The sequence below is a fragment of the Rhizobacter sp. genome, from assembly GCF_035702065.1.
Lineage (GTDB): Bacteria > Pseudomonadota > Gammaproteobacteria > Burkholderiales > Burkholderiaceae_C > Rhizobacter.
The window spans coordinates 1-12,870 of record NZ_DASSRA010000270.1; the positions used below are offsets into that span (position 1 = coordinate 1).

The 12,870-nt window shown below is 66.0% G+C and carries 11 protein-coding genes; 2 read left to right on the plus strand and 9 right to left on the minus strand.

What is annotated here, in order from left to right:
* The 9 genes from VFL64_RS12330 to VFL64_RS12370 all read right to left on the minus strand — a co-directional run.
* A partial coding sequence (locus VFL64_RS12330; protein ID WP_489540674.1) for a hypothetical protein occupies positions 1 to 255 on the minus strand: 255 nt, incomplete at its 3' end.
* A 380-nt stretch (positions 256 to 635) separates the two neighbouring features.
* Positions 636 to 2,474, minus strand: a complete 1,839-nt coding sequence (locus VFL64_RS12335; protein ID WP_489540675.1) for an ABC transporter ATP-binding protein — start codon at positions 2,472 to 2,474, stop codon at positions 636 to 638.
* Positions 2,475 to 2,481: 7 nt separating this feature from the next.
* Entirely contained in the window at positions 2,482 to 3,921 is a 1,440-nt protein-coding gene (locus tag VFL64_RS12340; protein WP_489540676.1) for an ABC transporter permease, read from the minus strand.
* Positions 3,922 to 3,933: 12 nt separating this feature from the next.
* Positions 3,934 to 4,917: an ABC transporter permease gene (locus VFL64_RS12345; RefSeq protein WP_489540677.1), complete on the minus strand. Its 984-nt coding sequence runs from the start codon at positions 4,915 to 4,917 to the stop codon at positions 3,934 to 3,936.
* Between the two features lie 19 nt (positions 4,918 to 4,936).
* A complete protein-coding gene (locus VFL64_RS12350; RefSeq protein WP_489540684.1) occupies positions 4,937 to 7,156 on the minus strand; it encodes an ABC transporter substrate-binding protein in 2,220 nt (739 codons plus the stop codon).
* Between the two features lie 192 nt (positions 7,157 to 7,348).
* Entirely contained in the window at positions 7,349 to 8,287 is a 939-nt protein-coding gene (locus VFL64_RS12355; RefSeq protein ID WP_489540678.1) for an LD-carboxypeptidase, read from the minus strand.
* On the minus strand, positions 8,259 to 8,831 hold the full coding sequence (gene tadA / locus VFL64_RS12360; RefSeq protein WP_489540679.1) for a tRNA adenosine(34) deaminase TadA: 573 nt from the start codon (positions 8,829 to 8,831) through the stop codon (positions 8,259 to 8,261). Before tadA ends, VFL64_RS12355 begins: the two co-directional genes overlap by 29 nt.
* Positions 8,828 to 9,055: a hypothetical protein gene (locus VFL64_RS12365; RefSeq protein ID WP_489540680.1), complete on the minus strand. Its 228-nt coding sequence runs from the start codon at positions 9,053 to 9,055 to the stop codon at positions 8,828 to 8,830. The genes tadA and VFL64_RS12365 overlap by 4 nt, the downstream gene beginning before the upstream one ends.
* Before the next feature lie 83 nt (positions 9,056 to 9,138).
* The gene (locus VFL64_RS12370; protein ID WP_489540681.1) at positions 9,139 to 10,461 is read right to left on the minus strand and encodes an MFS transporter; all 1,323 of its coding nucleotides are present in this window, start codon (positions 10,459 to 10,461) and stop codon (positions 9,139 to 9,141) included.
* A gap of 161 nt (positions 10,462 to 10,622) precedes the next feature.
* On the opposite strand from VFL64_RS12370, the gene cyoA reads away from it, so the two are divergent.
* Entirely contained in the window at positions 10,623 to 11,699 is a 1,077-nt protein-coding gene (gene cyoA / locus VFL64_RS12375) for a ubiquinol oxidase subunit II (RefSeq protein WP_489540682.1), read from the plus strand.
* Positions 11,700 to 11,755: 56 nt separating this feature from the next.
* Positions 11,756 to 12,870: cbb3-type cytochrome c oxidase subunit I (locus VFL64_RS12380; RefSeq protein WP_489540683.1), on the plus strand; the 1,115-nt coding region annotated here is incomplete at its 3' end.

Sequence of the window (12,870 nt, forward strand, 5' to 3'; positions counted from 1 at the left end):
GATGCCACCCTGGCTGGACATCGCGGAAATCGTCTGCATCAACTGCTCGGTGCTCTGGACACCTGAGCGTGCAATTTCTTCCTTGTTGATGATCTGAACCGGCAGAGCGGTTTCTGCGTCGACTCGCCTGATCGACGAACCGGTGATCTCGACGCGCTCCAATTGCTGCTGAGCATGAGCAGGCAGGACGCCGAGCGCCAGGCTTCCGCCGAACGCCAGCATCAAGCCTGAGCAGACCTTCGTTCTTTTAAACATTTGATCTCCTGAAACACTGAAAGGTTGATGGATAAACCACTCTCACTGCAGGACGCGTGTCGGCTTTGTGGACCGGCCACGTCTTGTCTATGAGGACGTGTAAACGAATTGTCACTGAACCGAAATGGGGCTTGCCGAGGGTATTTCCCGGTTCGTCCCACCCATGGCGTTCTAGGCCATTTCAATGCCTTGCAGGTTTCGCGCCAGGAAGCCAATGTTCTTGCGGGCTGGCGGCGCATGGGTCATTGCCGAGGACTGTGTTTCGGGCTTGCAAGCGCCGCGAATTAGGGGGGCGACTCTCGCGGGAAAGCCGCGTCAGCGTTGGCTGCGGGCAACATGCCAGCAACGAACGAATGTCTCCCCCCGGAACCACCCGAGCTTTACACGGCCGCTTCGTGTGACTCGATCCGCGGCACGGCGGCGAGCAGGGTGCGGGTGTAGGCCGACTGAGGATGGCTCAGCACCTCGTCGCAACGCCCGGCTTCCTCGATGCGCCCCCGCTGCATCACGACCACGCGGTCTGCGATGTACTCGACGACTCCGATGTTGTGGGTGATGAACAGGTAGGACACACCCAGCTCCCGCTGCAGTTCGCGCAGCAGGTTGAGGATCTGCGCCTGAACCGACACATCCAGCGCTGAGGTGGGCTCGTCGCACACGATCAGGCTGGGCTTGAGCGCAAGTGCGCGGGCAATGGCGATGCGCTGGCGCTGGCCTCCAGAGAACTCGTGCGGATAGCGTTGCAAAGCGTCGCGCCGCAGCCCCACGCGGTCGACCAGTGTTTCGAGTTCGGTGCGCCGCAGCTCGGCAGACATGTCCGGCCGCAGGGCCAGCAGGCCCTCTTCGAGCAAGTCGAACACGCGCATGCGTGGGTTCAGCGAGCCAAAGGGATCCTGAAAGATGATCTGGATGGCGCTGCGCGCATTGCGCAACGCATCGCCCTGCAGGGTGAACAGATCCTCGCCGCGGAACAGCGCCGCGCCCTCGATCACCGCCTGCTGGCGCAGCAACTGGACGATGGCCTTGCCGGTGGTCGTCTTGCCGCAACCCGACTCGCCCACCAGGGCCAGCGTCTCGCCCGATGCGATGCTGAACGACACGTCGTTGACCGCATTGAAGTAGCTGCGGGCACGTTGCAAAACGCCCTTTCGGATGGGGAAACGCACCGACAGGTGTTGCACGTCCAGCAGTGTTTCGCCAACCGATGCCGGCTTCGGCGGCTGTGCGGCCGCAATCGCCACACTGTGCGCCGCCGGCGTCGCGCCGTCGCGGTAGAGCAGGCAGCGCACCACGTGTTCGCTCGCGGTGTGAATCAGCTCGGGCCGGGTGGTGTGGCACTCCGGCATCACGCGGTCGCAACGCGGTGCGAAGCGGCATCCGTTGAAGTCCTGCCACAGCGGCGGCACCGTGCCGGCGATGGCAGCGAGCGTGCCGCCGCGCTTGCTCGAATCGGGCAAGGCGTTGAGCAGCAAGCGTGCGTACGGGTGCTGGGGCGAGCGGAAGAAGTCCTGCGCCGTCGCAACTTCGATGATCTGCCCGGCGTACATCAGCGCCACGCGGTCGGCCATGCCCGAAACGACGGCCAGGTCGTGCGTGATGAGCAGCAGGCCCATCCCCTCTTCCTTCTGCAGGCGCTTGAGCAGGTCGAGGATCTGGGCCTGGATGGTCACGTCGAGCGCCGTGGTCGGCTCATCGGCGATCAGGAAGTCGGGCTCGGCCGCCAGCGTCATCGCGATCATCACGCGCTGCTTCTGGCCGCCGCTCAGGCGGAACGGATACTCGTCGATGCGGCGCTCGGGCTCGGGGATGCCGACCTTGCCCATCCATTCGATGGCCTTGGCACGTGCAGCTGCACCGCGCAGAGCGGTGTGCGCCTCGATCGCCTCGACGATCTGGTCGCCCACGCGCATCACCGGGTTCAAGCTGGTGGCTGGCTCCTGGAAGATCATGCCGATCCTGCCGCCGCGCACGGCGCGCATCTGGGCTTCGGGCAGGGCGAGCACGTCCTGGCCTTCCAGGGCCACGTTGCCTTGCGTGATCTGGCCGTTGTCGGGCAGCAGTCGCATCAGAGCGAGCGCGGTCATGCTCTTGCCACAGCCGGACTCACCCACCAGCGCGAAGGTCTCGCCGCGCTTGATCGACAGCGTGAGCCCGTCGATGGCCTTGATGAGGCCAGCATCGGCGTCGATCGCCACCTTCAGTTCGTCAATCTTCAGCATGGCCGCCTCAGGTCGCTGCGCGCTTCAAGCGTGCGCGGAAAGTACTGGCGCGCGGGTCGAACGCATCGCGCACGCCGTCGGCAAACAGGTTGGCGGCGAGCACCAGCGTGACCATGAAGCCGAATGCTGCTGCGAAGGACCACCACACCACCGGGTCGAGGCTCATCTCGTTGCGGGCCAGGTTGATCATGCCGCCGAAGCTGTTCATCGACGGGTCGACGCCCACGCCCACATACGACAGCACCGCCTCATACAGGATCAGCGATGAGAACTCGAGCACCGTCACAATCAGCATCAGGTGCGCCACATTGGGGAAGATGTGCCGCACCATGATGCGCGTGTGGCTCACACCGAAGGCGGTGGCGGCCTGCACGTACTCCAGTTCGCGCAGCTTGAGCGTCTCGCCGCGCAGCAGCCGGCACAGGCCGGCCCAGCCGGTGAGGCCCAGCACCAGGCACAGCAGGAAGAGCTTGAGGTCGGCCCGCTCGACACCGGTCTCGAAGAGTTCGGGGTGCTTGTCGAGGAACACCTGCACCATCAGCACGCAAGCCGCGATCAGCAGCACGTTGGGCACCGACGAGAGCACGGTGTAGAGGTACTGGATGGCCTCGTCGACCCAGCCCTTGAAGTAGCCGGCCATGATGCCCAGCACCACCGCCAGCGGCAGCGTGGCCACGGTGGCGAGCGTGCCGATCACGAAGGCCGTGCGGATGCTCTTGAGCGCCTGGTACAGCACGTCGTTGCCGGTGCGGTCGGTACCGAGCACGTGGTAGTGGCTCATCAGCGCGACCGCGGTGCCGATCAGCACCGACAACACGCCCACCGTCCACAGCGCGACGTGCCAGGGCACGGTCCCCTCTCCACGCAGCACGCTTTGCAGGCTTGCGCCCCACGCCTGCTTGCGGGCTTTGGCGAGCACACCGGCCAGCGACACGGCGAACAGCACAGTGACCAGCAGTCCGACCCCAGCGCCGGCGACGGCACGCGAAGCCACGTCACCCGCCCATTGCGACTCGGGCTCCTGCAGGTGCGCGCCACCGAACTTCAGGCGCGGCGGCAGGCGCTCGACCTTGCCGCCCACCTCGATGGACTCCTTCATGAAACCTTCATAGGCCAGCGGCCGGGAGTACGAGGCTTCGCGCGACGCAATCTGGTGCGACATGGCCGCATCGAGCAGCGAAAGGGTGCGCACGTCGTACGCGACCGCGGCCTCGGGCGAGCCCGGCGCGGCGGCCAGGGCACGGCGGTAGTGGATGCTGTCGAACAGCGTGACCAGCAGGCACAGCACGAGCACCACCGCCGAGGCCAGCGCGGCCGGGTCGCCAAACACGCGGCGCCAGTTGCTGCGCAAGCCCGGGCTGCGGAAAACGTACACGCCATAGGCAATCAGCACCAGCAGCAGCGCCCAGATCGCCACGTCGGTCCAGAGGAATACAAACTTCGGCATCGTCGATTCCTGTCAGGCGAGGCGAATGCGGGGGTCGGCCCAGGTGTAGGCGACGTCGACCAGGATGTAGGTGGCGATGTACAGCGCTGCGCCGAGGAACACCATGGTGCGCACGATGGCGAAGTCCTGCTTGGTGATGGCCTCGATCACGTAGGCTCCCAGGCCCGGCAGACCGAAGAAGCTCTCGAAAACCAGGCTGCCCATGAACACGTACGGCAGATACGCCCCGGCACTCGTGATGATGGGGATGAGCGCGTTGCGCAGCACATGGCGAAACAGCACGACGATCTCGGACAGGCCCTTGGCGCGGGCGGTGCGCACGTAGTCGCGGCCGATCTCTTCGAGGAACATGGCCCGGTACAGGCGCGCCTCGCTGCCCAGGCGGGCAATCAGCGACAGCACGATGGGCAGGGCCAGGAACTTGATCGCGTCCAGCCCCGGCGCGTAACCCGAGATCGGCGCCAGCTTGAGCACGCGCGAGAACAGCACCTGCCCGACGATGATGTAGAACAGACTGGAGATGGACAGCATCACCACGCAGCTCACCACACCCCAGAAGTCGAGCCGGGTGTGCCTGAACATCACCAGCAGCAGCGCGAAGGCCGTGCTCGCGATCACCTGCAGGATGAACAGCGGCAAGGCCATCTGCAGGCTCACCCACATGCGCGAGCTGACCTCGTTGCCGATGTTGCCCGCGCTCTCGGCGTCGGCACGGCCGAAGTTGAGCGTGAAGAGCGACACCGAGCGCTCCCAGAAGATCGTCTCGGTGACACGCTCGCTGCCTTGCTTGGCCTCGTTGTAGTAGAGCGGCTTGTCGTAGCCGCGCTCGGCTTTCCACTTCTCGATCAGCTCCTGCGTGACACGCTTGCCGCCGATGTTCAGGCGCGCCATGTCGTCGGGCGTGTTGACGGTGAAGAAGAGAAAGAAGGTCGCCAGGTTGACACCCAGCAGGATGAGCGCGCCGTAGATGAGGCGGCGGATGAAGAAGGAGAACATCAGTCGGGTCGCCTCGTGTTCAGGCCAGCACTTCGCCGCGCGCATTGGTGCGCTCGCGGCGGCGGAGCATGCGTCGCGTGCCCCACAGCGCCAGCAAGGCGACGACAACAGCCGCAACGATCGGCCACCAGGTGGGCCGGTTCCACTCGCGCAGGCTGCTCACGCGCTGCGCGGTGTCGAGCCGCAGGTAGCGGCCGTGGTCGCGCACCAGCACGGCTGGCTTGGAGTTGTGCACCCAGCCCTGCACCGCGGCCGACGAGTACGGGAAGTAGCCGAACGACCAGGCCGCATCGTCCTGCACGATCTTCACCATCTTGTCGATCACGGCCTGCTTCTGCGGGCCGTCGTCGAGCAGCTTCATCTGCGTGAAGAGGCGGTCGTACTCGGCGTTCGCGTAGTTGCCGGTGTTCTCGCCGTCGCAGCAGGTCTTGCCGTTGGGGCCGTAAAGCAGGAAGAGGAAGTTCTCCGCGTCGGGGTAGTCGGCCAGCCAGCCCAGCCAGAACACCTGGTGCTTGCCCTTGCGCACCTTGTCCTGGAACTGGTTGTTGTCGGTGGCCCTCACCTCGAGCTGGATGTTGATCTTGGCAAACTGCCGCACCACCCAGTCGATCTCGGGTTTGCGCTCGGGCGTGGGCGGAGCGAAGTAGTCGTAGTTGATGACCAGCGGGCGGCCGGTCTTCTCGTCGCGGCCGTCAGGGTAGCCGGCTTCGGCGAGCAGGCGCTTGGCGTCTTCGATGGGGCGGCGCACCACCTTGCCGTCGACCACCTTGTGCGTCACCGGGTTCACGCCTTCGATGGTGTTGTGGCGCGACCCGAAGATGCCGTCGGGCAACGGGCCCATTGCCACCTCACCTGCCTTGCGCGGGAAGACCTTGGAATACTCTTCCCAGTCCATCGCGATCGAGATGGCCTGGCGCAGCTTGCGGTTCTTGGCCGCCTGTGCCGGCGTGTCGCCGTCGCCGATCACCGGGTCTTTCATGTTGAATCCGACGAACCAGCTGTGCACGTCGGCGAACTTGTCGAGGCGGAAGCCCTTGGCTTCGTACTCACGCTTCACCTCGGGCGAGTCGGCCATCGACACGAGGTAGTCCATGCCGGTGTCGGTGCGCTCGAAGACCTCGATGTCGTAGAAGCCCTGGCGGAACTTGCCCTTCTGCGGCACGGCCTCGCGCTCGATGGTGGAGACGAAGCTGTCGATGAAGGGCGTCTTCTTGCCGCAGTCGTCGAGCAGGCCGGCTTCCTTGTCACCGGGCATGCCTTCGCAGGGATAGGGCTCGCCACGGTAGTTTGGGTTGCGCTTCATCACGTGGCGCCGGTCCTTGATGAACTCGGTCATCATGTACGGGCCGGTGCCCACCGGCCAGGTGTCGAGCGTGAGGCCCACGGCCGCCATGCCCGGCTGGGCGTAGAAGGCATCGGCCTCCCACGGCACCGGGGCCACGAAGGTCATCGACATCCAGTAGCTCCACTGCGGGTACTTGCCGATGATGCGGATGCGCAGCAGGTGCTTCTCGGGCGCGGTGGCGCCGGCCAGCGGCCAGCGGCGGAAGTCGAGGAAGGGGCGATCCAGGTTGGCGGGGTCGAGGCCCTTGCGCAGCTTGGCGTCTTCGGCCTTGACCAGGGCCATGTAGTCCTTCAGGCCCACCACATACTCGGAGAAGATGCCCGAGATCGGCGTGGTGATGCGCGTGGTCGCGTGGCGCTTGAGCGCGTAAACGAAGTCTTCGGCCACGAGCTCGCGCGTGCCCTGCTGCTCGAACTGCAGCGGCGAGGTGCGCGCGCCCAGGTCGCCCGGCTTCATCGAGTGATAGACGTAGTTGCCTTGCGCATCGCGCGCGAAGGCCGGGTGCGGCTGATACATGATGCCGGGCTTGATCGGCACGTCGTACACGCTCTCGGCCACTTGCTCGCCCGGCGCATCCGCGGGCAAAGGCTTGCCGTTCTTGTCGAGGTAAGTCGGGGTCACCACCGCCGCCGCGGCCTTGGGCACCAGCACGAACGGTCGCTTCAGGTAGTGGTACCCGTACAGCGGCTCGTAGATCTGGTAGGTGTAGGGCGTGTCGTTGGACCAGTACGACGCGGTCGGGTCCAGGTGGCGCGGTGAGTTCTCGATGACCGCCGAGAACGAGGTGTTCGTGGCGGCGGCCCCGTCGGGCCAGGGGCTGTTGTTGCAGCCTGTCAGCGCCGCCGCGCAGGCCACCATGAAGGCGGCGCGCAGCCAAGCTCGTAGTCGACGCATGGTGGCGTCCATCAAAAATCTCTCCGGCTCCTGCATTCGCACCGTGCGGATAGACGATGCGAAGACAACAAACAAAAGCGCCTGCGGCAACAACCGGCTTGTGCCCGGTGCTGCACGAGGCGAGCGCCGCGGATTCTATGCGCAGGCCGCCAGCAGGCTTCTCAGGGTATTCAGCCCGGCATTTAGAGTGGGCTACCAGCCGATGAGCACGTCCCGTGCCTGTACGAGCAAAGTCACCTTCGCACCCACGGGAAGTGTGACTTTTGTGGGCACATGGCCGAAGGGCAGCCCCGTGAGGATGGGCGTCTTGGTCACCGAGCGCAGGTGCTCGATCGCCGTCTTGAGCGTGTAGCCCCGGTCCAAGGGTGACTTGCGGTACTCGGTGAACGCGCCCAGCACGATGGCCTTCTGGGCATCGAGCACACCGGCCTGGCGCAACTGCAGCAGGCTGCGCTCGATGCGGTACGGGTGCTCGTTCACGTCTTCCAGGAACAGGATGCCGCCCTTGACCTTGGGCCAGTGCGGCGTGCCGAGCAAGGTACTGAGCACGCAGAGGTTTCCGCCCCACAGAACGCCCTTGGCTTGCAGTCCGTCGAAGCCTGCTTCGGTGCGGAAACCCACAGCTTCAAGTTCGCCGCTCATGGCCTCGGCGAAGCAGTCGGCTGTGATGTCGTCCACCGCTTCACGACCGACGTCGTCGCAGGCCAGTGGCCCGGCCCAGCTGCGTTGGCCGGTGTGCGCGAGCAGGCCCAGGTGCAGCGCCGTCAGGTCGCTGTAGCCGACCCAGCGCGTGCCGTGCTCCACGCTGTGCGCGAGCAGCTTCCAGTCAATGCGGTCGAGCAGACGCGTGAGGCCGTAGCCGCCGCGCGAGGCCAGTGCGACGCCTGGCGCCTGCTTGGCCACGCGGTGCAGCGCGGCGAGACGCGTCTCGTCGTCACCACCGAAGCGCTGGTGGCGCGCCAGCGCGGCTTCGTCGATGCTCACCTCGAAGCCCATCGCGCCCAGGCGCTTGGCGGCCAGGCGCAAGGGCGCGGCCTTGGGCAGCACGCCGGCGGGCGTGAACAGCGTCAGCGTGTTCGACCCCACGCCATCGTGCGCGTGGTCATGGTGATCGTGGTGGTGTCGGCTCAATTTCGAGAACCTCTCCGGTCGGGATGGTCGGCAGCTCCAGGGCCGCCGGTTCGGTGATGGGGCCGGCGCGGCGCTGGCGGTACAGCTCGCGGCGCTCGGCGAAGAAGTCGCGCAGCACCTTGCCGCAGTCGTCGGCCAGCAGGCCGCCTTCGATCTGCGTGTGGTGGTTGAGCTTGGGCTGGCCGAAGAGATCGACCACCGACCCGGCCGCGCCGGTCTTGGGGTCGGTGGCACCGAACACCACGCGCTTGAAGCGGGCGTGCATCAGCGCCATCGCACACATGGCGCAGGGCTCCAACGTCACGTAAAGCTCGCACTCGGGCAGGCGGTAGTTGCCCGACAAGGTGGCCGCGTGGCGCAGGGCCACGATCTCGGCGTGGGCCGTCGGGTCGTGCTCGGTGATGGGGCGGTTGTAGCCGGTGGCGATCACCTGGCCGTTGCGCATGATCACCGCGCCCACCGGCACCTCGCCCACCAGCCAGGCGTTCTGGGCCTGATCGAGCGCGATGCGCATGGCGTGTTCGTCAGCCGGGGAGAAGCTCATTGTTCGGGGTCGATCTTGCGGGCGCCCTGCTCCAGCGCCTTGTTGAGGTCGCGCTGCACCTGCTCTTGCAGCTGGCGCGCCTGTTCGCGCTGGCTCACCACGGTGGAGCCGCTGGCGGCCTGGGGCGACGCAGGGGCACTCAAGGTCTTCAGCTGCCGGCTGGCGGCAAAGCCCACGACCGCGAGCACCACCAGCAGCGAAGCAACACCGAACAGGATTCTCATGCGACTCGCGGCCTGCCAGGCCACGCGGGGCGGGTGGAAAGCGCGTACTGTACCGTCGCGCTCCCAGGCGTTGCAGCCGCTCGTCAGCCGGCGTCGACCGCCTCGTCACGCGCTTCGAGCGCGCGGTTGATGCTCAATGCAGCGAGCGTGCAAGCCGCACCCGACAGCAGGTAGACGCTGACGTAGCCCAAGCCGAAGTGCGCCGACAGGCCCAGCGCCACGAGCGGCGCGAAGGCCGCGCCGACCAGCCAGGCCAGGTCCGACGACAAGGCCGCACCCATGTAGCGGTACTTGGAACTGAAGTTCGAGGTCACGGTACCGGCCGCCTGGCCGTACGACAGGCCCAGCAGCACGAAGCCGACCAGGATGAAGACGTCCTGCCCCAGGTCGCCGCCGCCCAGCAGCGTGGGCGCGAAGCCGCTGAACACGGCAATCATGATGGCCAGCGCGCCCAGCGTGCGGCGACGGCCACCCACGCGGTCGGCGATCCAGCCCGAGGCCACGATGCCGATGGCCGCCAGCAGCCCGCCGATGATCTGGATGACCAGGAACTCGGTGATCGACTGCTTGGAGAACAACATGATCCACGACAGCGGGAACACCGTGACCACGTGGAAGAGCGCGTAGCTCGCCAGTGCCGCGAAGGCGCCAATCAGGATGTTGGAGCCCTGGGCCTGCACCAGCTCGCGCACGTCGGTAGGCTCCAGCTCGCGCTCGCTGAGCGCCTGCTCGTACTCGTGCGTGACGACCAGGCGCAACCGCGCGAAAAGCGCCACCACGTTGATGGCAAAAGCCACGAAGAAGGGATAGCGCCAGCCCCAGGAAAGGAAGTCTTCTGCGCTCAGGTTGCCGTACAGGAAGGCGAAGAGGCCGGAGGCGAGGACGAAGCCCACCGGCGCGCCGAGCTGACCCAGCATGGCATACCAGCCACGGCGGCGGCGTGGCGCGTTCATCGCCAGCAGCGAAGGCAGACCATCCCACGAACCACCCAGCGCCAGGCCCTGGCCGATGCGGAACAGCGACAACAGCACGATCGCCGCGAAGCCAGCGGTGTGGTAGCCCGGCAGGAAGGCCATGCCCACCGTGGAGGTGCCGAGCAGGAAGAGCGCCGCGGTCAGCTTGGTGCCGCGACTCCAGCGGCGCTGAATGGCCATCGACACCACCGTGCCCAGCGGCCGCGCGATGAAGGCGAAGGAGAAGATGACGAAGGACCAGAGCGTGCCGGTCAGCGCATCGGTGAAGGGGAAGAACAAAGCCGGGAACACCAGCACCGAGGCGATGCCGTAAACGAAGAAGTCGAAGTATTCCGACGCGCGGCCGATCACGACGCCGACGGCGATCTCGCCCGGGGCGACATCGGCGGCGGCAGGTGCGTTGTGCTGGTGGGGGTGGGCAATGCTCGACATCTTGGCAGGGTCATGAAGGACAGTCTTGCTCAGGGTCGACAGAGTGTCACCAAGCGGAGTTTGACGCCATTGGACAAAACGTCCAATCGCCAAATGCGGGAATCAGGATTAAATTTTGCGGCCATCGCAATGGGGGCAACCCCCACACCTGCCGTACCCGCATGCACCACCTCGACAAACTCCGCGGTTCTGCCCTGCTCTGCCTCGCCGCCTTGCTGGCCGGCTGCAACACGGTGGTGCTCAATCCGTCCGGCGACATCGCAGCGCAGCAGGGCAAGCTGGTGGTGGTCTCGACGGTGCTCATGCTGCTGATCATCGTGCCGGTGATTGCACTGACGCTGTTCTTCGCCTGGAAGTACCGGCAGTCGAACACCAAGGCGGTCTACCGGCCTGACTGGGACCACTCCACCCAGCTCGAACTCGTGATCTGGGCCGCACCGCTGCTCATCATCATCGCGCTGGGCGCGATCACCTGGATCAGCACGCACACGCTGGACCCGTTCCGCAAGCTCTCGCGCATCGACGCCGAGCGGCCGATCCCTGCCGGCACCCAGCCGCTGGTGATCGAGGTGGTCGCCCTCGACTGGAAATGGCTCTTCCTCTACCCCGAGCAGGGCATCGCCACGGTGAACGAGGTGGCGGCGCCGGTCGACCGCCCCATCCAGTTCAAGATCACGGCCAGCTCGGTGATGAACTCGTTCTACGTGCCCGCGCTGGCCGGCATGATCTACGCCATGCCCGGCATGGAGACCAAGCTGCACGCCGTCATCAACAAGGCGGGCGTCTACGACGGCATCTCGTCCAACTACAGCGGTGCCGGCTTCTCGGGCATGCGCTTCAAGTTCCACGGCCTGAGCGACGCCGACTTCCAGGCCTGGGTCCAGCGCAACAAGACCGAAGGCTCGGCACTCGGCCGGCCCGACTACCTGCAGCTCGAACGCCCCAGCGAGCGCGAGCCCGTGCGCCGCTATGCCAGCGTGGCACCCGGCCTGTACGACGCCATCCTCAACCGCTGTGTCGAGCCCGGCAAGATGTGCATGCGCGAGATGATGGCCATCGACGCACGGGGCGGCCTCGGCCGCACCGGCCAGGCCACGCTGGTGACGGCACCGCGCCACGCCGCGGCCGTTGACGGCAGCCCTGCCAGCGGCAACTGGACCTACGTGCAGGCCCTGCTCTGCACCAGCGACAACCTGAGCGGCGAGCCCCAGACTCGCCTGGCCGCCCGCCTGCAGTGACGCCGCTTCTTCTCTAAACCGACACCCCGACCGCCTTCGGCCACGCCAGGACCACGATGACCGACCAACCCAACCTCCTGCTCGGCCGCCTGAGCTGGGAAGCCATTCCCTTCCACGAGCCCATCCTGCTGGCCACCTTCGCAGGCGTGGTGCTGGGCGGCATCGCCGTCCTGGGCGGGCTGACCTACTTCCGCCTCTGGGGCACGCTGTGGCGCGACTGGATCACCAGCATCGACCACAAGAAGATCGGCATCATGTACATGGTGCTGGGCATCGTGATGCTGCTGCGCGGCTTCGCCGACGCGCTGATGATGCGCCTGCAGCAGGCAGTGGCCTTCGGCGACAACCTGGGCTACCTGCCGCCGCACCACTACGACCAGATCTTCACCGCCCACGGCGTGATCATGATCTTCTTCGTGGCCATGCCGCTGGTGACGGGCCTGATGAACTACATCGTGCCGCTGCAGATCGGCGCGCGCGACGTGGCCTTCCCCTTCCTCAACAACTTCAGCTTCTGGATGACGGCCTGCGGCGCCGGCCTGGTGATGTGCTCGCTCTTCGTCGGCGAGTTCGCGCGCACCGGCTGGCTGGCCTACCCACCGCTCTCGGGCATTGCCTACAGCCCTGACGTGGGGGTCGACTACTACATCTGGTCCTTGCAGGTGGCCGGGGTAGGCACCTTGCTGTCGGGTGTCAACCTCATCGCCACCATCGTCAAGATGCGCGCACCCGGCATGAGCCTGATGAAGATGCCGGTCTTCACCTGGACCGCCCTGTGCACCAACGTGCTGATCGTCGCCGCCTTCCCGGTGCTGACCGCCGTGCTGGCCCTGCTGTCGATGGACCGCTACGTCGGAACCAACTTCTTCACGAACGAACTGGGCGGCAACCCCATGATGTACGTGAACCTGATCTGGATCTGGGGCCACCCCGAGGTCTACATCCTGGTGCTGCCGGTGTTCGGCATCTTCTCGGAGGTGGTGTCCACCTTCTCGGGCAAGCGCCTGTTCGGCTACGCCTCGATGGTCTACGCCACGGTGGTGATCACCATCCTGTCGTACCTGGTGTGGCTGCACCACTTCTTCACCATGGGCTCGGGCGCGAGCGTCAACTCGTTCTTCGGCATTACCACGATGATCATCTCCATCCCGACCGGGGCAAAGATCTTCAA